This window comes from Allokutzneria oryzae (assembly GCF_042429765.1).
GTDB lineage: Bacteria > Actinomycetota > Actinomycetes > Mycobacteriales > Pseudonocardiaceae > Allokutzneria > Allokutzneria oryzae.
In genome coordinates this window covers 147,464-170,002 of record NZ_JBHLZU010000012.1, presented here as the reverse complement: position 1 = coordinate 170,002, position 22,539 = coordinate 147,464, and the positions used below count along the sequence as shown (strand labels likewise).

General features: G+C 70.6%; 17 protein-coding genes. 5 read left to right on the top strand and 12 right to left on the bottom strand.

Annotation, left to right across the window (positions count from 1 at the left end):
- Nucleotides 1-3: 3 nt before the first annotated feature.
- Nucleotides 4-2,727, bottom strand: coding sequence for an AAA family ATPase (locus ACFFQA_RS16275; protein ID WP_377852791.1), 2,724 nt, complete (start codon nucleotides 2,725-2,727; stop codon nucleotides 4-6).
- 318 nt (nucleotides 2,728-3,045) lie between these two features.
- The gene (locus ACFFQA_RS16270; protein ID WP_377852790.1) at nucleotides 3,046-3,906 is read right to left on the bottom strand and encodes a helix-turn-helix transcriptional regulator; all 861 of its coding nucleotides are present in this window, start codon (nucleotides 3,904-3,906) and stop codon (nucleotides 3,046-3,048) included.
- A gap of 268 nt (nucleotides 3,907-4,174) precedes the next feature.
- On the opposite strand from ACFFQA_RS16270, the gene ACFFQA_RS16265 reads away from it, so the two are divergent.
- Nucleotides 4,175-5,173 (top strand): SDR family oxidoreductase, encoded by a 999-nt coding sequence (locus ACFFQA_RS16265; RefSeq protein ID WP_377852789.1) that lies wholly within the window; start codon nucleotides 4,175-4,177, stop codon nucleotides 5,171-5,173.
- A 111-nt stretch (nucleotides 5,174-5,284) separates the two neighbouring features.
- Here ACFFQA_RS16265 and ACFFQA_RS16260 read toward each other — a convergent pair whose 3' ends face one another.
- The 3 genes from ACFFQA_RS16260 to ACFFQA_RS16250 form a co-directional block, all read right to left on the bottom strand.
- On the bottom strand, nucleotides 5,285-6,793 hold the full coding sequence (locus tag ACFFQA_RS16260; protein ID WP_377852788.1) for an LCP family protein: 1,509 nt from the start codon (nucleotides 6,791-6,793) through the stop codon (nucleotides 5,285-5,287).
- A 481-nt stretch (nucleotides 6,794-7,274) separates the two neighbouring features.
- On the bottom strand, nucleotides 7,275-7,856 hold the full coding sequence (locus ACFFQA_RS16255; RefSeq protein ID WP_377852787.1) for a phosphatase PAP2 family protein: 582 nt from the start codon (nucleotides 7,854-7,856) through the stop codon (nucleotides 7,275-7,277).
- 222 nt (nucleotides 7,857-8,078) lie between these two features.
- Nucleotides 8,079-9,047, bottom strand: a complete 969-nt coding sequence (locus ACFFQA_RS16250) for a cytochrome c oxidase assembly protein (RefSeq protein ID WP_377852786.1) — start codon at nucleotides 9,045-9,047, stop codon at nucleotides 8,079-8,081.
- A gap of 810 nt (nucleotides 9,048-9,857) precedes the next feature.
- On the opposite strand from ACFFQA_RS16250, the gene ACFFQA_RS16245 reads away from it, so the two are divergent.
- The 3 genes from ACFFQA_RS16245 to ACFFQA_RS16235 all read left to right on the top strand — a co-directional run bounded on the left by ACFFQA_RS16245 (nucleotide 9,858) and on the right by ACFFQA_RS16235 (nucleotide 12,343).
- On the top strand, nucleotides 9,858-10,247 hold the full coding sequence (locus ACFFQA_RS16245) for a twin-arginine translocase TatA/TatE family subunit (RefSeq protein WP_377852785.1): 390 nt from the start codon (nucleotides 9,858-9,860) through the stop codon (nucleotides 10,245-10,247).
- Nucleotides 10,248-10,596: 349 nt separating this feature from the next.
- Entirely contained in the window at nucleotides 10,597-12,249 is a 1,653-nt protein-coding gene (gene ftsW, locus ACFFQA_RS16240) for a putative lipid II flippase FtsW (protein ID WP_512699659.1), read from the top strand.
- The gene (locus ACFFQA_RS16235; protein ID WP_377852809.1) at nucleotides 12,164-12,343 is read left to right on the top strand and encodes a twin-arginine translocase TatA/TatE family subunit; all 180 of its coding nucleotides are present in this window, start codon (nucleotides 12,164-12,166) and stop codon (nucleotides 12,341-12,343) included. The genes ftsW and ACFFQA_RS16235 overlap by 86 nt, the downstream gene beginning before the upstream one ends.
- Nucleotides 12,344-12,492: 149 nt before the next feature.
- Here ACFFQA_RS16235 and ACFFQA_RS16230 read toward each other — a convergent pair whose 3' ends face one another.
- Nucleotides 12,493-14,151 carry a methyltransferase gene (locus tag ACFFQA_RS16230; protein ID WP_377852784.1) on the bottom strand — a complete coding sequence of 553 codons (1,659 nt, stop codon included), beginning with the start codon at nucleotides 14,149-14,151 and terminating at the stop codon, nucleotides 12,493-12,495.
- A gap of 854 nt (nucleotides 14,152-15,005) precedes the next feature.
- Entirely contained in the window at nucleotides 15,006-15,578 is a 573-nt protein-coding gene (locus ACFFQA_RS16225) for a DinB family protein (protein ID WP_377852783.1), read from the bottom strand.
- Between the two features lie 101 nt (nucleotides 15,579-15,679).
- On the opposite strand from ACFFQA_RS16225, the gene ACFFQA_RS16220 reads away from it, so the two are divergent.
- Nucleotides 15,680-16,642, top strand: a complete 963-nt coding sequence (locus ACFFQA_RS16220; RefSeq protein WP_377852782.1) for a helix-turn-helix transcriptional regulator — start codon at nucleotides 15,680-15,682, stop codon at nucleotides 16,640-16,642.
- A 3-nt stretch (nucleotides 16,643-16,645) separates the two neighbouring features.
- On the opposite strand, the gene ACFFQA_RS16215 is transcribed toward ACFFQA_RS16220, so the two are convergent.
- The 5 genes from ACFFQA_RS16215 to ACFFQA_RS16195 are packed head-to-tail and all read right to left on the bottom strand — an operon-like array spanning nucleotide 16,646 to nucleotide 22,467.
- Nucleotides 16,646-17,560 (bottom strand): glutaminase, encoded by a 915-nt coding sequence (locus ACFFQA_RS16215; RefSeq protein ID WP_377852781.1) that lies wholly within the window; start codon nucleotides 17,558-17,560, stop codon nucleotides 16,646-16,648.
- Nucleotides 17,561-19,384, bottom strand: a complete 1,824-nt coding sequence (glmS, locus tag ACFFQA_RS16210; protein WP_377852780.1) for a glutamine--fructose-6-phosphate transaminase (isomerizing) — start codon at nucleotides 19,382-19,384, stop codon at nucleotides 17,561-17,563.
- Between the two features lie 16 nt (nucleotides 19,385-19,400).
- Nucleotides 19,401-19,700: a hypothetical protein gene (locus tag ACFFQA_RS16205; RefSeq protein ID WP_377852779.1), complete on the bottom strand. Its 300-nt coding sequence runs from the start codon at nucleotides 19,698-19,700 to the stop codon at nucleotides 19,401-19,403.
- 37 nt (nucleotides 19,701-19,737) lie between these two features.
- Nucleotides 19,738-20,457 carry a PIG-L deacetylase family protein gene (locus ACFFQA_RS16200; protein ID WP_377852778.1) on the bottom strand — a complete coding sequence of 240 codons (720 nt, stop codon included), beginning with the start codon at nucleotides 20,455-20,457 and terminating at the stop codon, nucleotides 19,738-19,740.
- A 27-nt stretch (nucleotides 20,458-20,484) separates the two neighbouring features.
- Entirely contained in the window at nucleotides 20,485-22,467 is a 1,983-nt protein-coding gene (locus ACFFQA_RS16195) for an ATP-binding protein (RefSeq protein ID WP_377852777.1), read from the bottom strand.
- Between the last annotated feature and the right edge of the window lie 72 nt (nucleotides 22,468-22,539).

Below are 22,539 nucleotides of genomic sequence, written 5' to 3'. Positions count from 1 at the left end.
CGCCTAGTCCGCGTCGGCGGACGGGTGAAACCGGTCGCGCAGTTGCCTGCGCCCGGAGATGCCGAGTTTCCGGAACACGTTCGCCAGGTGGTACTCCACCGTCTTGCCGCTGACGAACAGCTCCGCGGCGATCTCCCGATTGGTCAGGCCACGACCGGCGAGCACGGCGACCTGGTTCTCACGCTCGGACAGCACAGGGCCCGCCGGGCCGCAGCCCGCCGCGGTCAGATCGCCCAACCTGGTCAGCGCCGCGGCGCAGCGCCGAGTGAACGGGGTCGCGCGCAGGGCCTGGTAGCGCCGGTGCGCCGAGCGCAGCCAGCGGACCCCCTCCACCGACGGGCCGTCCTCGGTGAGCAGCCTGCCCAGGGCCTCCTCCAGCATTGCGCGGTACAGCGGGGACTCGTGGCTCTCCTCCTCAGCGTGCGCGGCGTGTTCGTAGCGGGTCAGCGCGCCGGCGCGGTCGCCGCAGCGCACCCGGCGCCACCCGTCCAGCCGCGCGACGAGCACCCGCAGATACGGCACGGTCTCGGCGATCTCTGCGATCAGCCGGACCTCGCGCTCGGCCTCGGCCAGGCGTTCCGTTCCGATCAGCGCTTCCGCGAGCAGCGGCCGCCACCACAGCTGCCACCACACGTGAGTGCCGGTGACCGTCTCCTTCGGCAGGTCGCGCAGCGGCTCCGCCGCTTGGAGCATCCGCGGCCAGTCCGCCAGCGCCTGGGCACGGACCGCGCCAGCGATGGCGGCGTAGCGCGTGTCCTGCGGGGTACCCAGCATCCTGGCTTCCAGCAGCGCGGCCCGGACGTGCTGTTCGGCGCTCTCCTCGTCGCCGCGCCCGGCGGGCACCAGCACCGCGGCGAGCCGGGCGAGGCAGTGGTGGAAGATCTGCCCGCTGCCCTCGACCACGGCCAGCCCCTGGTAGGCGGTCAGCGCCGCGTCGTCCCACGCGCCGAGCAGGTACTGCACGGCGGCGAGGTAGGAGAAAGAGGCGTGGCCCATGGAACAGCGGGCCCCGGCGCGCTGGAGGCGGACCACGACTGTCAGGTCCGCCAGCGCGCCGGCGAGGTCGCCGCGCATGGCCCGGATGGCGCCGCGCCCCGCCAGGCTCTCGATGTCGGAGCGGCCCACGTCGACGGGGACCTCCGGCAGGTGGTCCAGGTCCCGCTCGGCCGCGAACATCCCGTGCACCCGGCTGCGCCCGATCGCCCGGATCATCCGGGTCGCGTCAACGGCTCTTTCGTCCAATGTGGACACCGACAGCGCCAGCTCAGCCGCCTCGACCGTCTCTTCGCCGTGCCCCCGCCACAGGTGCAGCGCGGCGAGGAAGGCCGCGGCCGTACCCAGCACCCACTCGAACAGCGGCGTCCCGGTCACCCCGTCGATCGCCGTCCGCAGCAGGGTTTGCGCCCTGGCCAGCTCGTTGTCCCGCAGCAGCGCCATCACGCCCTCGGTGCAGGCGCGCAGCGGCGAGGGGGCGCAGCCCTCGACCTCGTCGGACAGCCGCGCGGTCCAGTCGGTGCGGAAGTCGCGCAGCGACTGGAGGCATCCCGTCAGCAACCGGCGCTCGTACTCGGCGCGGGTCACCGACAACCGAGCCGACCACAGCAGGTAGTTGGCCGCCGTCTCGTACTCGGTCCGCTCGGCTTCGCGTTCGGCCGCCGCTTCGAGCTCGTCGGCGAGGACCGGGTCAGTGCCCGTGGCCGCCGCGACGCGGTGCACCCAGCCGCTGCGGCGGTCCACGAAGCGCACGGCCGCCCTGTGCAGCAGGGAGCGGCGGATCGGCGACAGGGTCGTGTACACGGCCTTGCGGTGCAAGGGGTGGCGGAACGCCACGAGGCTGGACGGGTCGTCGGGCCACCACTGCAACAGCTCCGCGGTGAGCGCGGGTTCCACGGCCGCGGCCGGATCGTCCACTTCGGCCAGATGCGCCAGCCGGGCAAGTGGGAACGGGGTGTCGAGCACGGCGAGCGCTTCCAGCAGTGCGCGGGTGGCGGGGGACTGGCGGCGCAACCACGTCAGGACCGTCGTGCCCAGCGACCGCGGCCAGGCGACCGGTTCGCCCCGCCCGCCGCCCTCGGCCAGCAGCACCCGCAGGTGCAGGGGGTGCCCGGACGTGTGCGCGCACATCCACCGCGCCGCGGTCGGGCTCACCGGCCCGACGTACCGGGCGGCCAGCTCCGCCACCTCCGACTCCTGGAGGCCGCGGAGCCGGATGCGGGTGACGCGGTCGTCGCCGTCGAGCACGAGGCGCCGCATGGCCGCGTCGCCGTCCCGTGCGATCACGATGACCAGCACGGAGTCGGCGCTGAGCCTGCGCAGCCCGAACGCGAACGCCTCCGCCGAGAGCTGGTCGGCCCACTGGACGTCGTCGATGACCACCGCGACCGGGCCGCCCGCTTGGAGCTCGCCGAGCCTGCCGAGCAGTTCGACAGCCCCGGCAACCGGGGAGGTCATCTCGGCGAGCGCGAGCCGCGGCAGGAGCTGCCCGAGCAGGCTGTACCCGCTGTCCGCGCTGTGCTGGTCCGCGGTCGCCGAAACCAGGGAGAAGCCGTCGAGGCCGTTGACGAACCGCTGCACCAGCGAGGTCTTGCCGATCCCCGCGGGACCCTCGACCACCGCGACCCGCGGCATCCCGTGCCGGGCCCGTCGTGCGCATTCGGCCAGCAGCCCCAGCTCCGTCCGCCTGCCGACGAACTCGGGAGCGTCCTGCCGCTGGCTGGCACGGGGCATGCGGGTTCTCCCTCCGGACCACGAACCCGTCCGAACGGGTTGGAACGCGTTGCTGCTGTCCCGGAAACTAATCGAACGGTCGGTCGCCCGCGCGGGAATCACCCGGACGAGCTGCCGGAATCCGTGCTCTCACAGTGAATCGGGTGAATTCCTTCTCGTCGGGTGTGGGGCGGCCCGGATTGGCCGAAGCGGACCGCTGACCGCTCGTGGTCAGTGTTCCGGCTGATCGACGGCCTGATCGCCACGCCCACCGACACCACCTACGCGGCGCGCGATTTCCTCTGCTGGGCACGGAAACAAGATGACCACACCCGGTTGTCACGCATTCGGAGGCGCCTGCGGGATGATGCGTTCAGGCCCGATGACGGAGAGAAGCTGTAGTTTCTCGTAGCTTTCGCTGCCGGGGGCGGCGGTGTAAACGAGAAGCATGTGTGACTGGTCGGGGTCGAGAAGTGTTTGGCAGGTCAACTCCAGGGCGCCGACCTCGGGGTGCGTGTAGCGTTTGACGCCGTTGTGGTGGATGCCGATTTCGTGTTCGTTCCAGACAGCGCGGAATTCTTCGCTGCGGGCGAGCAGGAGGTCCAGGAGGTGAGCGGCCCGTGATCCGGGCCCGCGGAGTGTGACCACCTTGCGCAGCCCGGAGGCGAAGACGCGGGAGTGCATCGCGTGGTCGTCGGGGTGGTACCGGGACCGGGTGGCCGGGTCGGTGAACCATCGGTAGCCGATGCTGCGGGCCGGGCCGGTGTGGTGGGTGGTGTCGCCGGTGACCGCGACGCCGAGCGGGGTCTGCCGGAGGGTCTCGCCGAGCTCGGTGACGATCTCGGCGGGGGTGTCGGTGAGCCGGTCGAAGATGCGGAGCAGGCCGGGACTGACGTGCTCGCTGTTCGCGCCTCTCGCGGGTGGGTTGTGCCCGGCGAGGCGGAACAGGTGGTCGCGTTCGTCGAGGGACAGGTGCAGGCCCTGCGCGATCGAGGCGATCATCTGCTCGGACGGGTGAGGTCCGCGCTCCCGTTCGAGCCGGCTGTAGTAGTCGGCGGAGATGTGGCAGAGCGTGGCGACCTCTTCGCGGCGCAAACCGGTGGTTCGGCGCCGTTGCCCGCGCGGGAGACCGACGTCTTCAGGTTGCAGTGACGCTCGACGGCGACGCAGGAACTCGGCGAGCCCAGCTCGATCGATCACGGCTGCTTCCTCCCTGGTGCCGGTGCGGTTTCGTTCTACCACCGGTGCCTGGTCTCAGCCTCGGATCGTTGATCCCCCCAAACGGCTGCGGGCTGCCTGGGATCGAGAGGCCGTGGATATCCCGGTGGGTCGGACTCAGACTGAGGTCGCATCCATTTTCCAGAGGAATGGCCACATGGCGAATCTCGCTGGAAAGTCGTTGTGGTCGCCGACGGCGAAATTCAGCAACTGAGCACCGGCCGCATCCACGAGAAACCAGGAGCAACACGTGGCACGCACACAACCGGACATCACCGTTCCCGACCTCGCTGGGAAGCTCGCCGTCGTCACCGGCGCCAGCGATGGCGTCGGACTGGGTTTGGCGGCCCGCCTCGCCGCCGCCGGTGCCGAGGTCGTCATGCCCGTCCGCAACCCTCGCAAGGGCGAAGCGGCGGTCGCCAAGATCAAGCAGCGGCACCCGGGAGCGGCACTGTCCCTGCGGGAGCTCGACCTGTCGTCGCTGGGCTCGGTCGCCGCGCTGGGAGCCGCGCTGCTCGGCGAGAACCGCCCGATCCACATCCTCGTCAACAACGCCGGTGTGATGACTCCACCGGACCGGCAGACCACCGCGGACGGGTTCGAGCTGCAGTTCGGCAGCAACCACCTGGGGCACTTCGCACTCGTCGCCCACCTGCTGCCGCTGCTGCGCGCGGGACGTGCCCGCGTGACCTCGCAGATCAGCGTCGCGGCCAACCAGTACGCCATCAACTGGGACGACCTGAACTGGGAACGGTCCTACCACGGCCGCCGCGCGTACAGCCAGTCCAAGATCGCGTTCGGCCTGTTCGGACTCGAACTGGACCGGCGCAGCCGGGCCGGAGGCTGGGGGATCACCAGCAACCTCGCCCACCCCGGCGTCGCCCCCACCAACCTCCTGGCAGCACGCTCCGAGGTCGGTCGGGCGCGGGACACCACCGGCGTGCGCGTCATCCGCGCTCTCGCCCGCCGCGGCATCCTTGTCGGGACGGTCGAGACCGCGCTGCTCCCGGCCCTGTTGGCCGCCACCTCGCCGGACGCACGCGGCACCCACCTGTACGGCCCCAGCGGTCTCGGGCACCTGTCCGGCGCGCCCGCCGAACAGGCCGTCTACTCGCGGCTGCGCAGCGAGGACGACGCCAAGCGCATGTGGCAGATCTCCGAGGACCTCACCCAGACCTCCTTCCCGGCCGACGAGCGTGCCCGACTCACGCCGGGATCGACAGGTCCTGGCAGTCATCGACCGCGGTGATCAGAGTGGTCAGCACCTGACGCCACGCCTCGGCAGGTCCAGGTCCGCACCCTGGCCGAGACCGGAGCCCTGCCCGACGTCGAACAGCTGGGACCGTTTGGACACCCGACGTCAGTCGACACAGGGGATGCCGCTGCCGTCCACGGCGCCGCCTTGCGGCCCGGCGGCTGGTGGTGTGCCGGTCGAGGAGGAGGTGGCACTCGGAGCCGACGAGCTGGTGGTGCCGACGGGGGCGTCGGCACCGTGCGGACCGAGGGCGGCAGGCAGGGTGAACCCGGTGCCGAGGGTGATCCGGATGTGTCCTTCCGGCACCCGCGTGTCGGCGCTCACCGGCAGCCCGCCGAGCAGACTCGCCGCGGAGGTGGCGTCGTCCTTCGCACCTGCCCCGTAGACGACCGACGAGGCGGCCGGGCCGAGGGTGGTGAGCTCGCCGGTGCGGAACCCATAGGAGGCCAGGGCTCGCGCCACCATCGCGGCCAGCCCGGTCCTGCCGGTGGTGTTCGGGATGTCGACCGTCGACGAGGCGTGCACCTGCGGTGTCTCGGGTGCCGGGGCGGCGGTACCGAACGCGGTACGCACGGCGGCGCGGACCTGCTCGACGTCGACCTTGTTGACGTCTTGGCCGTTGACCTTCTGGTATCCGGCGATCGGCAGCGTGGTGAACTGCACGTTCCCGCCGGTGAGGTTCTGCGCCTGCTGCGCGAAGGACAGGATGTCCCACCGGGCGGAGATCACCACGTCCTTCTTCGCCGCGTCGACGAGGTCCTGCAGCTTGCCCAGATCGGTGAACGTGCCCGCGCTGCGCAGCTTGTGCGCGGCGGAGGCGATGAACGCCTGCTGCCGGTGAGTGCGGTCGAGGTCGCCGTTGCCAAGGCCATGGCGCTGCCGGACGAACGCCAATGCCTGCGACCCGTTCACCGTCTGGTGCCCGGCGGGGAAGTCCGCCCCCGAGTAGCTGTCCTTGACCGGATGGTTCAGGCACACCTCGACCCCGCCGAGCACGGTCGCGAGGTCGTAGAACCCGGCCAGGTTGATCTCGGCGAACCGGTCTATCGGCACGTTCAGGAAGGTCCGCACCGTCTCGATCGTCTTGCGCCGCCCGGCCTCCCGGCCGAGGTGCTCAAGCTCCGCCTTGTCCGTGACCCCCTGCTTGGCCGCGTCCTGCTCGGCGTAGAACTTCGCCAGCCCGTAGGCCTCTTTGATCTTCGCGTGCGTGTACCCGGGAATCCCCGACACCGCGACGTTGTCGTCGCGCGGGATCGACACCGCGGCCACCTTGCCGCCGTTGCCGGGGATGTGCAGCAGGATCAGGGTGTTGGTGTTGTAGCCGCCCTGGGTGCCGTCGCCGGCGTGCAGCTGGTTCAGGATCTCTTGCGGCAGCTGGTTGCCGTCTTGGTCCTTGCGTGAGTCCAGGCCGATCAGCAGCAGGTTCATATCCCCGCCCAGCGACTTCGGCGCGTCCGTCCCCAGCGCGTCCGATGTGCTCAACCCGTCCACCAGGCCGTGCATCGTCATCGACGCCAACCCGGTCCCGGCAAGCACCAGCAGCGACGCCACCGCCGCCGCCACCCGTCCGGCGGTCAGGAAAGAACGCCGTCGACGCGCCGACGGCGTGGTCACCGGACCGGGCCGGACCGTCCGCGCATGAGAGGCCGAGACCCTTGATGCCGCGCGGGAAGCCGCTGGAGGCGGCAGCGGACGGCGAGCTGGTTGGCTCCGACACTGCTCGCGATCCATGTCCACCTCCGTCACCTAGCACCGACCGCCTCACCGGCTCGCGCAAAGGAAGCGTTCACCCGTCGGACGTATCACCCGCCCTGTGGTTGCCCGACCGCGAGGTGAGGGCGATCACGGTCGCAGATGCGGTCGAGCCTCCCTGTTGCCAGGACTCAGAAACGACCGCATCTGGGGGGCGACGGCAAGGACTGAGCTTGCGCTCGCGCGCGTGAAGGACGAGGTCGAAGCGGTCCCGGCGTGATGGCTCATCGCGACGACCACGACGGCGGACATCACCTGAGAAACAGCCCCATTGTCCACTATGGATAAACGGGCGTTATTGATGTGCAGACGGGTGACGGGCGACTGGCATGGAAAAGCAGGTCTAGTTCCCGGGGTTGGTCACCAAGCGGGTGCGGCGCAGTACTCGATCGACGAGCCGGGTTGTCCTCACGCGAACGGCGACACCGAGCAGGCCCACGACAGCGCCGAGAACCAGTCCCGCCAGCACATCGTGCGGGTAGTGCGCTCCCACGTAGACGCGGGACGCGGCCATCAGCAACGCGAAGACACCCGCGATGACACCCCATCCACGTCGCACCAGAAACACAGCCGCGGCGAACGCGGCGACCATGGCCGCGTGGTTGCTGGGAAAGGAGAAATCGGTCGGTGGGTCGCATGGCAGCAGGGGATGCGACCCTGCCACAACCCGGCAAGGTCGCACTTCGGCGACCAAGTGCTTGACCACCAAGTCGATGACGTAGGCGAGCACGACGGCGCAGGGCACCCATACGACGGCCGCCACGGCGGCCGCGCCGCGCGACTTCGCCCACCACAGCATCGCCATGAACGCCGGAACCAGCAGCGCCAGCCCGTACACGCTGAATGCGATGACCAGCCCGGCGAGCCACGGCGTCGACGCCGCGAAGTCGGTTACCGACAGGTACAAAGCGGCGTCGGAACTCACAGGATTCCCTTCGGTTGACGAACTTCCCCGTCGCTGGCGATGACGAGGCGAGGGGCGGCGCGACCGCGAGATGCGGTCCTACAGGCTGAGGAGGGCTCGGTCCGCCGGGAGGACCTGGAGCTTCCAGTCTCGCTGGAACCGCGCGCCGGATCCCTTGGCAGTTCCCTGTTTCCGGACATCAGGCCGGGTGATGATTCGAGCGTTGGCTTCCGGATGCGCCGCTCAGCCACCACGGTACCGGTCGCGCAGGACGGGGTCGGTTTCCCACCACAGGGCGCCGACGGAAGGCGAAGCCGCCTGGCGTGCGGTTTCCTCCTCGGCGTCGAGGTGCCGGTCGACATCGCGGGCGTGCCTTTCGTCCGCGCGCATCCAGCGCAGCAACAGCGCGGCGACGAAGGGCAGTCCGGCGAGGTCGCCACCGATCCAGATGATGCCCGCGCCGAGGATCTGGTCCAGTTGGACGTCTGGTCCCCAGCCGCGGTGGAGGGCTTGGTAGTAGTCGCCGGCGACCAGTGGTCCGAACCAGAGCACGAGCCCGACGACCCCGTCGACGATGGCTTCGGTGAGACTGATCGCGAACGACACGAGGTGCGGGTCGTCCCGAGGGGTGGGGTCCGCGCGCAGCCGCGTCCAGTAGTAGACGAATCCGCTGGCGGCGATCACCAGCAACAGCGGCTCGTCGACGTACGGGCGGCGGATCGTCCACTCGTACAACGGGGTCAGGTACAGCGCCGCTAGTGGCACGGCGAGCGCCGCTGTGATCAGCAGTGGGAAGGTCAGTGCCTTGGCGGCGGTGCCGCGCCCGACGCGCCGTAGTACGCGGGCGGTGGTCGCGGGCACCACCGCGAGCAGCAGCGTGACGGGTGCCCCGATCGCGATCAACAAGGGGGTGACCATCAGGGAGATGATCACTTGAGCGGCGCGTGCCCAGAACAGGGTGTGCGCGTAAACGCCCAAGAACGACGACGTCGCCACGAGATGAGTGGCCAAGCCCGAATGGAAGGCGATCGTGCGCGCCGCGGGCCACCGCTCACCTCTCAGGCGCACCCGGCGCACCGCCCACAGGTGGGCAGCGGCCAGGACGGCAACCAGGGCCAAGGCGACCGGAGCGACCTTCCACACCCCGGCAGCGCGCACCAGCGTGAGCGGTGGGAGGTTCTGGTTGTCGGACAGAAGCGGTAGCAGCGTCATCGGGCACCGTCACAGGAGACGTTGGCTGATCAGCATCGCGGTAGCGTCGCTGGACCGGGCGGTCAGGACCGGTGCCCGCGGTGCGAGCCACGCCGGACCTGTGGACCCGTCGATCCTCGCCGACACCAGTGAACTCGGCCTCAGGTTTGGGCGCTGTGAAACGAGGATGGGTCCTGCTGACCACGCGCCCGGAGTAGGTCGTCCTGCGAGTGTCGCGTTGGGGTCGGCCGACCCTCGCCTCCCGTCGGTCACTCCGACTGGGCCGGACTCGCCGTCGTGTTCTGGCGACTCGACGCGAGGACAGAGGTCGCAGCACGAATGGTTGCCACACCAGGAGGCCCTGCCCAGCAACTCACTACTGGCGCAAGACCCCGCCTCCGCATGCTCGCGCTGGTGGGTTGCTGTGGGGAAACCGCCGTTTCGTCCTCATTGCGGGACTTGGGCAGTGTGCCTCTCCCGCGATGAGGACGGTGCGGGACCTTTCGGTCAGCGCAGTCCTCGACCTCTATGGACGCAGGAGGCGACAGGGGCGGCTGGACACGTGGCCTCGAAAGCCATGGCGGACAACCGATCCCGAGGAGGACCTCGTCCCCTCGATCCTGGAGCGGATCGGCAAGTGGTACAACAGGTGAAGGCCGAGGCGAGAGCGGGCGGCGCGGTCAGGGCAGGACAGCCGTCCCGCTCTTCGCCAGAGTGACGCGGCCCCTCGGTCCGCGCAGGCACTCTGGCGTATGCGGGTCTTCGACCACCAACAGAATCCGCTGACTCGCGGCAGGCGACGACTGGTCCGGGAGTGGTGACATGTTCGGCATGAGCTTCGATCACCTGCTGATCCTGCTGGTCGCGGCGCTGTTCATCCTGGGGCCGGAGCGGCTGCCGGAAGCGGCCTCGTGGTTGGCTCGGACGGTGTCGACGATGCGCGGCTACGTTGTCAGCGCACAGCAACAGCTGCGGGCAGAGGCAGGGCAAGAGTTCGAGGAGCTGCGCAAACCCTTGCAGGAGCTCAGGTCTCTGAGCGGGCTGAGCCCCAGGGCGATGCTCGACAGCGACGTCTTCGACGATCACGATGTCCGTTCTGGCAACGGAACCCGCAGTCCAACAAGCGAACGGCACAACCGGCCGGAGGTGGCGACAGCGCCCCGCGCGGCGCAGCCGCTCCAGCCGGGCCAGCGACCACCGTTCGACCCCGACGCCACCTGACGAACCGGACACACATCCCTGACGCGGCTGTGATGCCGCATTTGTGCGCACTTGCCTGGAACCGCCGGGATTTCCTCGACGAACGGACCGCGGTTGCCCGTGCGTAGGCTGGACGGTGTGAACCTTCCGCGGATCGGAATCTCCTAGCCGCAGCGTCTGTGCGATCGCCCCGTCGACTCCCGTTGGCGGGCTCGGCGCGCCGACGATGCCTTCCTGTGTCTGTGGCTGTGTTGGCGGCAAGCGCGACAACAATGGGCCCAGGCCACGTGTTGCCGCCAGCACTCACGACCGCGTCGATGAGTGAGGTCACCGACCACGCCTACCGTGGGCCTGTTGGAGCAAGACGCTCATGAGCCACAACAAGACAACACCGTGCCGCCGGGGCCGCCGGGTCGCTGCGGTCCGCAGCGCACTGACCGGGTGGCTGGGCCGTCCGCTGGCGGATTTCCACCTGGTGCTCGCGATCCTCTGCCTGGCCACCGCGATCGGCCTGGTGATGGTGCTGTCCGCTTCCTCGGTCGAGTCCTACCGCTCGAACGGTTCCCCCTATTCCGTGTTCGAAAGGCAGGTCGTCTACGCCGCGGTCGGGCTCGTGCTGTTCTGGGTGGTCCTGGTGGTACCGCTGCGCAAGGTCCGGGCGCTGAGCACCCTCGCACTCCTCATCAGCGTGTTGTCTCTCGTGCTGGTGCTCACCCCGTTGGGAGGACGGATCAACGGTGGGCAGCACTGGTTCCGGCTGGGAGTGTTGTCCTACCAACCGGTCGAGGTCGCCAAGGTGGCCCTGGCGTTGTGGGGCGCGCACGTACTGGTCGCCAAGCGAGCGCTGCTGCACCGGTACCGGCACTTGCTCGTCCCGGTCGTGCCAATGGCGTTGCTGTTGTTCACCTTGGTGATGCTGCAGCCGGACCTCGGCAGCACGGTGATCTTGATGGTCGTGCTGGTCGCGTTGTTGTGGAACGTGGGCGCCCCGATGTGGTTGTTCGGCGCGATCGCTCTGGGCACGGCGGCAGGCGTGGTGGTGCTCGCCGTCGACGCTCCCTACCGGCTGGCCAGGGTGCTGTCGTTCCTCAACCCGCACGCCGATCCGCTCGGCGACGGACTACAGGCCCGCCAAGCGCTCTACGCACTGGCCGATGGCGGGTTGTTCGGCAAGGGCCTCGGGCAGGGCAGCGCGAAGTGGTTGTACCTTCCCCACGCGCACAACGACTTCATCTTCGCCGTCGTCGGCGAGGAGCTCGGCCTCGTGGGCTGTGTGGTGGTACTGGCGCTGTTCGCCCTGCTGGCCGTCGTGGGGACGCGGATCGCGCTGCGCAACACAGATCCCTGGATCAGGCTCGTCGCGAGCACCCTGACGATCTGGCTGGTCGCGCAGGCCGCGATCAACATCGGTTATGTGCTGGGGCTGCTTCCCGTCACCGGGATCCCGTTGCCGATGTTCTCCTCGGGCGGCACGTCGCTGGCGGGAACGATGCTGGGGATGGGCATCCTGGCGAGCTGTGCGCGGCACGAGCCCGAAGCGGTCGCCACTTTGCGCGCACTGGGGCCCGGTCGGGTTGGGACGCTGCTGCGTCTGCCCGCACCCGAGCCGTGCCGCCTTCCCATGAGGAGAAGAATCGCGCGACCGTTCGCGCCAGCACGCTCGCAGAGTCGGCGCCCCGCCACGTCCGAGCACGCCAGTCGGCGCCACCGTCGAATCACCGCCGCCGCGAGTGGAACAAGGCGCTACCGGAATTATCCGCCTGTACCAGATGATTCGGCCGAAACGGGTGTTTCGGGTGAGGCCGTGCCACGCGGCCGATTAGGTTGCTACCAGGCGCATCCCCGAACGGAGTTCTCACAGGGCAGAGGACTATATTCGCGGCATGGGCGCTATGAGCGTGACGCACTGGCTGATCGTGGTGCTGGTGGTAGTGCTGTTGTTCGGTGCCAAGAAGATTCCCGATGCCGCGCGTGGCGTCGGGCAGTCCATGCGCATCCTCAAAGCGGAGCTCGCAGCGGATGACCGCAGCACGAACCCGGCCCATGCCACACCGCCGTCCCCGACGCCTCCGCACCACGACCAGCTGACGGTCAAGCCGCCGCGCGAAGACGTGTGATCGTGCCGCTCCGGCAATGGGGCGTGGACCACGCCTACGCACGGGCGTGGTGCACTCCGTCCTCCTCGGCCAACACGGTGCGGCGGCTCCCATGACTCGGGGCAGTCGCCTGGGTAAGGGCGCAGTTCCTCATGCGCAACAAGGGGTTTTCATGCGCGGTCGCGCCGTGCGCGCAGCACGTGCGCGTCCAGCGGCAGCGGATGGCTGCCGGTGAGCTGGAAGCCCGCCTCGGCCAACAGCGCGCGGTAATGGGACTCGGTGCGTTCGCGACCACCGACGTTGCAGAGCATGTGGACGTCCCAGGGCACCGCGAGGGAATCGGCGCCCGCGGTCTCCGGGAGCAGGCGCTCGATGATCAGCAGCTCGGCGTGCTCGGGCATGTTCGCCGCGCAGGTGGTGAGAATCGTGTGGCACTGGGTGTCGTCCCAGTCGTGCAGGACCCGGGCCAAAAGGTACACATCGCCGTTCGCGGGCACGGACTCGGTGAAGTCGCCGGGAACCAGGGTGCAGCGATCGGCCACGGCGGCCAGGGTCTGCCCGGCCGTTGCCAAGGCGTGCGGACGGTCCATGAGGACACCGCGCGTCGCCGGGTTGGCGGTGAGGACCCGGGACAGCAGCTCTCCGTTGCCACCGGCGACATCGACCACGATCCGTGCGGCCGAGAAGTCGACCACGCGGGTGACCTCGGTGAACATGGCGCTGCTGGCGGCCATGGACTGGTGGAACAGCTCCGCCAGCCCGGGGTTGGCCGCCATGTGGGCGAAGTGGTGCGCGCCGAACACTCTCGCGTAGGACTCCTCGCCGGTGCGGACGGCATCGGTGAGCGCGGCGAAGGACTGGTAGAACGGGCCGCCGTACATCAGGGCGAGCGGCCGCATCGAGCCTTCGGCGTCCGAGCGCAGCAGGGAACCGAGGTCGGTGAGCGCGTGACCCGCTGCCGAGGTGTGCACAATGCCCAGGGCGGTCAGATAGCGCAGGAGCCTGTCCAGGCTGTCCTGGTCGGCGCCGGTGGCCGCGGCCAGGCCGGGCAGATCGGCGATCGTGGCGAGGTGGTCCGGCAGGCGCAGCTCGGCCGCGGTCGCGATGGCCTGGGTCGCCCAGGCGCCGGTCATCAGGCGCAGCAGGCCGGTGCCTGGCTCGGACTCGCGCTGGTGTTCGGCGAGCACCTGCGCGAACTGGCCCGCGCAGTTCAGTTCGAGGCGGCGCAGCGCCGGGGCAGGTTGGTGGGCGTCGCGGAAGTACAGGACGGTGGCGTCCTCGTGGACGTTGTAGCCACCCCCGTCGGGGCGCATCCGGGCCGCGATCATCGTCCGGAGTCCGTGGAGGACGATCGGGTCGGCGTCCGCGACGGCCAGCGCGAAGTGGTTCTCCCGGCCGTGCAGGCGTTCATCGGCGGCGATGTGGGCGAACTCCGGCGGGGTGGCCATGGCGAAGATCTCCAGCTCGCACCGCCTCCCCGCGCGGTCGGTCACCGGGGCGCGCAGGATGCCGATCGCCAGGTCGGCGGCGGGCACCGCGTATCGGCGGCTCAGGCGGTCCCGGACGACCGTGCTGGGGGTCATCGCGCCTGCGTCGAGGCCGTGCCGGGCCAGCTCCTCACCCAGCCCGTCGAGCGTGGTCGGGAAGATCAGCACAGCGGCGTGGGTGAGCGGGGCGTGGACGGCCAGTGCCGCGCGTTCGGCCCCGTTGAGGGACGGCATCGCCGAGGCGAGGATCGAATCAGTGTCGTTGGCGCCGATGAGCGTCCTCGCCGCGGCGAGCCGGGCGACGTCCTCAGCGCTCAGTGCTGCGGTGATCATCCTGGTCATGTCCACTCCAGTCAGGAGGTGCCACTGTGACGAGTTGATCTACTTTGCGGTGTTCGGCCACCTCGGCCGACCACGGTCGTGCTCCGCATGAGGAACTCGGCGAGGTAGCCGTCATGCGGCAAGACAGCCTCCATCAGGGCAGGTCAGGTACTCCCCAATGTGGACGTTGCGGATCGGCGGAGCCGCGACGAGGCGGTCGGGCAAGCCATGGTTCTCGGTGAACGCGATCAGCACCAAGGGGTTTCACAGGACGTTGACGCCGTCGCCCGCAGATCCGGCGCCACCGGGGAGCTCGACGGTCGTCGGCCCATCCGCGCCGCGCCGGGTGGACTGCTCCCCGGGTGCGCTTCGAGCGATCTCGCCCGGTCGACGGGAAGGCGGGCAGAAGCGCGTCGGCACTGTCCGGGCGACGTGCGAGGGTTTCGGCCACCGGCGACGGTGCCGGGACGACGCCTCCACTCGCCGTCGGCCTTCGACCGCACCGCCTCCAAGCGACGCGATGTCGTGGAAAGTGCTTCACCAGAAGCAGGCCGCGGACGGGTGATGATCAGCAACCGCACGCGGACCGATACCGTCGTCACCGACCAGCAAACTATCCACAGTGGACTGGCCAGGCCGTGTCCCGCACACGACGACGTCACCTCACCCCGGCCCCTCCTGCCCCCGCCGCCCCTCCTCGCGGCCCCTCATCCTCATTTCGCGTTGTGGCAACTTAACGCGTGATGGAGCGCTCTAATTTCGCGTTAAGTTGCCGAAACGCGAAAACCCCGGCCACGTCAGCACCCACGCGGCGGGGGGCCTGTGACTCGTGGACGGACCGGGCGGCGGGCAGTCGCCGCCCGGTCCGGTCGGGGTCAGGTCGACTTCTGCCCGTCGAGCGTCTCGCGCATGATGTCCGCGTGCCCGGCGTGCTGGGCGGTCTCGGCGATGACGTGCATCAGCACCCGGCGAACGCTGCGCATCGCTCCCGGCTCGTTCCAGGGCGCCTCCGGGAGCGGGTGCGTCGCCGACAGGTCGGGGACGGCGGCGACGACCTCCTCGGTCCGGGCGGCGACCTCCTCGTAGCGCGCGAGGATCCCGGCCAGCGTCTCACCGGGCAGCATCCGGAAGTCGTTCTGGTGGTCGATCGCCCACTGCGGGAACTCGCGTGCGGTACCGGCCGCGAAGTCGGCCCAGGTGACCCCCTCTGGCAGGTCGTAGCGCATCGCCGAAGGGCCCTCGACGGCGAACCGCATCCACCCCTCCTCGATGGACGCCACGTGTTTGATCAGGCCGCCCAGGCACAGCGCGCTGACCGTCGGGCGCTCGCCGGCCTGCTCGTCGCTGAGCCCGCGCGCGGTGGTGGTCAGCGCCGATCGCGCGGTCGCGAGCTGGGCGAGCAGGTCGGCCCGCTCGGCGTCGAGGGGTGAGAGGGGCGCGGTGGTCATGGTGTTCGGACCCTTCGAGGTGGTGTCGTTGTCTGGCACGAGCCCACAGTCGCAGGGGAAGAGGCCAGGTTGTGTCCGCTTCTCCGGGCACTATCGGAGTCATGCCGAAAACCTCAGCGCGACTGCTGTCCCTGCTCTCGTTGCTCCAGGCGCGCCGGGACTGGCCGGGGGCGTTGCTGGCTGAGCGGCTGGACATCAGCCCGCGCACCGTGCGCCGCGATGTCGATCGCTTGCGCGAGCTGGGTTATCCCATAGTGGCCATCAAAGGCCCTGACGGCGGGTATCGGCTCGACGCAGGCACGGAGCTGCCCCCGTTGCTGTTCGACGACGAGCAGGCCGTCGCGCTCGCCGTCGCGCTTCAGATCGCCACCACCACCGGTGCGGGCATCGAGGAAGCTGCGGCGCGCGCGTTGAACACCGTCCGGCAGGTCATGCCCGCACGGCTGCGCCGCCGGATCGACACCCTCCACGTCACCGCCGTCGAGATGCCCGCGACCACACCGAACCCACAGGTCGACAGCAGCGTGCTCATGGCGCTCAGCGCCGCCGTCCACGCCTGCGAGGTGCTGCGCTTCGACTACACCCCCGAAGGCGCGCAGACCCCACCGCGCCGGGTGCAGCCCCACCACCTCGTCACCTGGGGTGGGCGTTGGTACCTCGTCGCCTGGGACCTCGACCGCGACGACTGGCGCACCTTCCGCGCCGACCGGATCACCCCGCGCACTCCCACGGGTCCCCGCTTCACCCCGCGCGAGCTGCCAGGGGGGAACGTGGCCGCTTTCGTGGCCAGCAGGTTCCGGGGCTCCGACGGCACCGGTGACTGGCCCTGTCGCGGCGAGGTGATCCTCGACCTCCCCGCCGCCGAGGTGTCCCGCTACACCCGCGACGGGGTCGTCGAGGAGCTCGGCCCGAACCGCTGCCGGCTGGTCCTGGGCTCGTGGTCGTGGCCCGGTCTCGCCGCCGCCATCGGCAGGTTCGACGCCGAGATCGAGGTCGTCGGCCCGGCCGAGCTCAAGGACGCCTTCGCGCACCTGGCCCGCCGCTACGCCAAGGCGGCGACGTGACGCTCAGAAGACCGACCAGCCGGTCAGGGTCGTGAAGCGGTCCAGCGCCGCGACTCCCGCCACGGAGTTGCCGCGCGCGTCCAGGCCCGGACTCCACACGCACACGGTGCACCGCCCTGGCACCACGGCCAGTATCGCTCCGCTGACCCCGCTCTTGCCCGGCAGGCCGACGCGGTACGCGAACTGGCCCGCCGCGTCGTAGGTGCCGCACGTCAGCATCACCGCGTTGACGCGCTTGGCCTGGCTCCGCTCCAGCAGCCGGGTGCCGTCGTTGCGGATTCCGTGCCGTGCGAGGAAGAGACCGGCCAGGGCCAGCTCCGCGCAGTTCATGGTGATCGAGCACTGGCGCACGTACTGGTCGAGCACCTCCGGCACCGGCGTGCGCATGTTGCCGTAGGACGCCATGAAGTAGGCCAGCGCCCGGTTGCGGTCGGAGTGCGCCGCCTCGGAGGCCAGGACCTCCTCGTCCACTGTGATCGTCGGCGAGCCGCTTTCCTCGCGCAGGAAGGAGATCAGCTCCGCCGCGGCGTCCCCGGTCGCCGCGGCCAGCTCGTCGGTGACGACCAGGGCGCCCGCGTTGATGAACGGGTTCCTGGGGATGCCGTCCTCGTGTTCGAGCTGGACCAGCGAGTTGAACGGGTCGCCGGACGGCTCCCGGCCCACCCGGTCCCAGACCCGGTCCCCGCCTTCGCGGGCGAGGACCAGGGCCAGGGTGAAGACCTTCGACACGCTCTGCACCGAGAACGGCCGCCGCCAGTCGCCGACGCCGTGCACCGTGCCGTCGAGCTCCGCGACGGCCATGCCGAACAGGCCCGTGTCGACTCGGGCCAGTGCCGGGATGTAGTCGGCGGCGTTGCCCTTGCCGATGTCGTCTGCGACCTCGTCGGCGATCTTGGCGAGCAGGTCCGGGATGTGCACCTACTCGACCGTGACGCTCTTGGCGAGGTTGCGCGGGCGGTCGATGTCGCGGCCGAGCTTCGCGGCGAGGTGGTAGGCGAACAGCTGCAACGGGATGGTGAACAGGATCGGGTCCAGCTCGGTCTCGTTGCGCGGCACCCGCAGCTCCGCGTCGGCGAGCCCGGCGGGCAGCTCCGCGTTGGTCACCGCGATCACCGCGCCGTTGCGGGCCTTGATCTCCTCGATGGTGCCGATGTTCTTCGACAGCAGCTCGTCGTCCGGGACGATGATCACGGTCGGCATGGTGTTGTCGATCAGCGCGAGCGGGCCGTGCTTGAGCTCGGAGGCCTGGTACGCCTCGGCGTGCACGTAGGAGATCTCCTTGAGCTTCTGCGCGCCCTCGCGGGCGACCGGCCAGCCGCGCACGCGGCCGACGAAGAACATGCTCCTGGTGTCGGCGAAGCGCTGGGCGACCGCCGCGACCGCCTCCTCCTGCTGCAGGATCTCCTGGACCTGGCCGGGGAGCGCGCGCAGGCCCGCCACGATCCGCTTGCCGTCGGCGGTGGACAGGTCGCGGACGCGGCCGAGCAGCAGGCCGAGCATGGCCAGCGAGGTCGCGGTGTTGGTCAGCGCCTTGGTGGAGGCCACCGAGACCTCCGGGCCCGCGTGCAGGAAGATGCCGCTGCCGCACTCGCGGGCGATGGCGCTGCCCACCACGTTGACGACGCCGAGCAGCTGGCCGCCCTTGCGCTTGAGCTCCTGGGCCGCCGCCAGGGTGTCCAGGGTCTCGCCCGACTGGCTCAGCGCCACGTAGAGGGTGTCCGCCTCCACCACGGGGTTGCGGTAGCGGAACTCCGACGCGGGTTCGGCGTCGGCCGGGATGCGCGCGAGCTCCTCGACGAGCTGGGCGCCCATCTGGCCCGCGTAGTAGGAGGAGCCGCAGCCGAGGAACTTGACCCGGCGGATGGCGCGCAGCTCCCGGGGCTCCATGTTGATGCCGCCGAGGTGCGCGGTGGCGAAGCGCTCGTTGAGCCGCCCGCTCAGCGCCCTGCTCAGCGCGGTCGGCTGCTCGTGGATCTCCTTGCTCATGAAGTCCGCGGAGCCGCCGAGCTCGTAGTCGTCGACCACCAGGTCCACCGTGGTCGGCGACTTGACCACCGGGCTGGCCTCCAGGGCCAGGGTGCTGGTGTGGAACTCGTCGGCGCGCACGACGACCAGCTCGCCGTCGTCGAGGTAGACGACCTGCTGGGTGTGCCGGACCAGGGCGGCCACGTCGGAGGCGACGAACATCTCGCCCTCGCCGATGCCCAGCACGATGGGGCTGCCGTTGCGGGCCACCACCAGCTGGCCGGGGTCGTTCACGTCGAGCACGACGATGCCGTAGGTGCCCTCGACGCGGCGCAGCGCGGCGCGGACGGCCTCCTCCAGGGTCGGCGCGTCCGACCGGCCGATCAGGTGCGCCAGCGCCTCGGTGTCGGTCTCGGACGCGAAGACCACGCCCTCGGCGGTGAGCTGCGCGCGCAGCTGGTCGGCGTTCTCGATGATGCCGTTGTGCACCACCGCGATCCGGCCGGTGGCGTCCAGGTGCGGGTGCGCGTTGGCGTCGCTGGGCTCGCCGTGCGTCGCCCACCGGGTGTGCGCGATGCCGGTGGTGGCGGGGATCTCCTCGCGGATCAGGTTGCGGAGCTGCTGGACGCGGCCCTCGGTCTTGATGACGCGCAGCCCGTCCTGGTCGGGCGTGGCCAGGCCCGCGGAGTCATAGCCCCGGTACTCCAGCCGGTGCAGGCCCTCCACCAGGATCGGGGCCGCCTGCCGTTTGCCAACGTAGCCAACGATGCCGCACACGCCTGTCTGCTCCCTCTCACCCGTACACGATCCGCCGCAGCTGCCGCTCGCTGAACGCGGGGGCGGCGACCGGCCGCCGACGCAGCTCGGCGGAGATCACGCCCCAGATCTCGGCGTTGCGGTACTGCTGCCGCTGGAGTTCGGAGTGCCGTCGCCGAACGTAGTCCTCGGCGCTCTCGCCGAAGTACGCGACGACGTCGGCGACCACCCTGGCCGCCGTGGACGGGGGGAGGCCGGTGGTGGCCGACACGTGCCGGACCAGTTCGGCCGCCCCCTCGTCACTCACGAGGGGCGACCCTGTCAGACCGGACCCCATCGACTCAAGTTCCCTGCCCGAAATCGGGCAAGCCCCCTCATCGTAGCTGGTCACGGCGTTCGACGAACCACTCTCTTCCGAAGAGCGCCCCGAAGACGGGCAGCGGCAGCCGCGCCATCGTCGCGAAGAGGGAGGCGGTGCGCCCTGACCCGGACAGCTGGGAGCGGTGCGCGGCGAGCGCCGCCTGCTTCTGCCGCGCGTAGCGCCGCACGTCGTAACGGTGGGTGATCGCCGACCTGGGACTGTAGACCTCGGGCTCCTCGAACCCCGGCAGGATCCGCAGCAACCGCTTGACGGGCTCCTGCGGCATCGTGGCCTCCAGCACCCGCACCCCGGTCATCTCCGCGGCCCGCGCCGCGACGTGGTGCACCTTCACGTGGTCCCGGTGGCCGTACCCGCCGTTGGGGTCGTAGCTCAACAGCAGGTCGGCGCGCTCGGCCCGAAGCACCTCCGCCAGCCGCTCCGCGGCCTCCGTCACGTCGGCGCGGGCGAACCGCGGCCGGTCCGAGGGGTCGTCGTAGAGCAGCGGACCGTGCCCGCTGTCGGCGTAGCCGAGGTGCACTACCCGTTGCGCGCCAAGCACTTCGGCGCTCGCTCGCAGCTCGTCGAGCCGCACCTGGTCGGCCTCGTCCATGCAGCCGTCGGTGGCCACGACGATCACCACCCGGTGTCCCTCCGCGGCCATCCGTGCCAGGGTCCCGCCGGTGAGCAGGGCTTCGTCGTCGGGGTGCGCGTGAAAAGCGACAACACTTGCCATAACGGCCAATCATGCCAGCCTTGATGATCATGGCTGCTGGGCTTCGACGATGTGCCGGGAGAGGCGGTCCACCGCCTCGCCGAGTCGGCGGAAGTAGGTCGCCCGGCTCAGCGACATCGAGCGGGCGATCTTGTCGTGGCTCTCCCGCGCGTCGAAGAAGCGTCTGACCAGCGCCGTCCGCAGCTGCGCCTCGTGCGCCGTCTCACCGAACTCCAGGTCCACCGCCGAACGCAGCAGGGCGCGCACGTGGTCGGCCCGCTCCCGGCTGCCGACGCCGCGCGCCAAGGGGCTCTCCGCCAGCTCACCCACCGTCGCGAAGCTCTCCAGCGCCGCACGGACGTCCGCCGCGGTGAACCCGCGCCCCGCCGCCGGTGGTTCGAGGCCGAGCTCCCGGTAGACCACGTCGCGCTGCGTCACGTACAGCCCGCCGGGGCCGTAGTCGATGAGGTACACCAACACGCGGCGGCCGTCGAAGACCGTTTCGAGCTCCGGGACCTGCCGTCCGCCCATCGTCGAGCAGAAGGCGCGCACGCGGTGGTTGTGGCTGAACGCGGGCACCAGCGCGTAGCGGGGGTTGCGGACCTCCATGCGCAGCACCACCGACAGGTTCAGCATCGCCAGCACCTGCGAGCCGTCGCCGACCAGGTCCACGGTGTCGCGCCACACCACCGCCCGGCCGTCCGGGCTCAGGCGCAGGGCGTGGCGCAGCAGCCGCGCGCCGAACGGGTCGCTCCGCTCGCAGGCCGGGAGCGCCGACGAGGTGAGGAAGATCGCGTGGCCCACGGGGGAGCCCGCCGCGTCGCGGGCGACCGTGACGTTGGCCGGCCTCCCGGCGTAGTACGGCTCGCTGGCCGCCCACCACTCGCGGTGGCCGCGGGCGGTCAGCTCACGGCCGACGACCTCCGCGTCGCCGGGACGGACGCGGTCGGTGTGGAACCGGGAGCTGCCCTCCCAGCGGTAGCCCCAGCGGATCTCCGGGGTGTCCACCAGGTGCGCGAGATCGACCAGCGCACCGGCGTCGCCCGCGACCGCCCTGCCGTAGAAGTGGTCGCACAGCACGCGCTTGAGCTGGGTGACGCGTTCCGGGCGGCGGTCCCGGACACGCGCGAGGACCGGCATCCGGACCACGTCGTGCAGTGCGAGCGCATCGCCGTAGCTGTCCACGAAGGACCGTTCGGCGAGCCAGGCGAACGCCGCCTCGGCCGAGTTCGGCAGGGTCTGCCGCAGCAGCTCCACGGTGACCTCGCGGGCGATCGCGCAGACCGTCAGCGCGTCGTGGAAGGCCGGGTCCAGCTCGGCCTCGGTGACCACCTCGAACAGCGCGCTGACCGTGGTCGGCTGCGGCCGGGTCTCGCCCGTGGCCAGGTAGGCGCCCGCGGCCAGGGTCAGCGCCAGCGGTGAGCCCGCCGCCCACGTGCCGAGCCGCCCGGCGACCGCGCCGTCGGTGATCCCGTGCGCCGCGAGCAGGGCCAGCGCGTCGGCCTGCTCCAGCGCGGCCAGCGGCAGCTGCGCCACGACCTGGTCCCAGCCGTCCAGCCGCCAGCCGCTGTCCGGGGGCCGCCGCCCGCCGATCACCACCACGGAGTCCTTGTCCAGCTGGGGGAGCACGTCCTGGCGCAGGGTCCGGCCGCACGCGCCGATCCGCTCGAAGGAGTCGATGAACACCACCGGAGCGGGCTCGCCGCCGCGGGCCCGCGCCCCGGCGAGCGCGTCCGCGACCGCGCCCGGCACCGGGGCCAGCGAGCGAGCGTCCACCCAGTGGCAGCGGCGGCCCGCCTCGGTGGCCAGCCGCCGCATCACCCGCAGCAGGCTCGTCTTGCCCAGCCCGCCGGGGCCGTGCACGAACAGGACGGTGCGGTCGAGCGTGCCCGCGAGGGCCTGGCCGAACACCGCGATCTCGGCTGCCCGGCCGACGAAGCGGGACAGCTGCCTGCTCACCAGGCTGTCCCCGATGGTCGTCCGCCGGACGGGTGTTCGGCCTGCCGGATGGCCTGCTTCCAGCGTTGTCATGATCATGCCGCCTTCCGCGCGGAGCGGGTCCCGGTGCGGACCGCAAGGTCCACTCGGCGACCAGCATGATCG

Bases quoted from the DNA above. Each gene is read 5' to 3' on its own strand.
- ACFFQA_RS16200 (WP_377852778.1), bottom strand. From the start codon at position 20,457: ATGGCAAGTGTTGTCGCTTTTCACGCGCACCCCGACGACGAAGCCCTG.
- ACFFQA_RS16220 (WP_377852782.1), top strand. From the start codon at position 15,680: ATGCCGAAAACCTCAGCGCGACTGCTGTCCCTGCTCTCGTTGCTCCAG.
- ACFFQA_RS16275 (WP_377852791.1), bottom strand. From the start codon at position 2,727: ATGCCCCGTGCCAGCCAGCGGCAGGACGCTCCCGAGTTCGTCGGCAGG.
- ACFFQA_RS16245 (WP_377852785.1), top strand. From the start codon at position 9,858: ATGAGCTTCGATCACCTGCTGATCCTGCTGGTCGCGGCGCTGTTCATC.
- ftsW (WP_512699659.1), top strand. From the start codon at position 10,597: ATGAGCCACAACAAGACAACACCGTGCCGCCGGGGCCGCCGGGTCGCT.
- ACFFQA_RS16195 (WP_377852777.1), bottom strand. From the start codon at position 22,467: ATGACAACGCTGGAAGCAGGCCATCCGGCAGGCCGAACACCCGTCCGG.
- ACFFQA_RS16205 (WP_377852779.1), bottom strand. From the start codon at position 19,700: ATGGGGTCCGGTCTGACAGGGTCGCCCCTCGTGAGTGACGAGGGGGCG.
- ACFFQA_RS16225 (WP_377852783.1), bottom strand. From the start codon at position 15,578: ATGACCACCGCGCCCCTCTCACCCCTCGACGCCGAGCGGGCCGACCTG.
- ACFFQA_RS16230 (WP_377852784.1), bottom strand. From the start codon at position 14,151: ATGACCAGGATGATCACCGCAGCACTGAGCGCTGAGGACGTCGCCCGG.
- ACFFQA_RS16250 (WP_377852786.1), bottom strand. From the start codon at position 9,047: ATGACGCTGCTACCGCTTCTGTCCGACAACCAGAACCTCCCACCGCTC.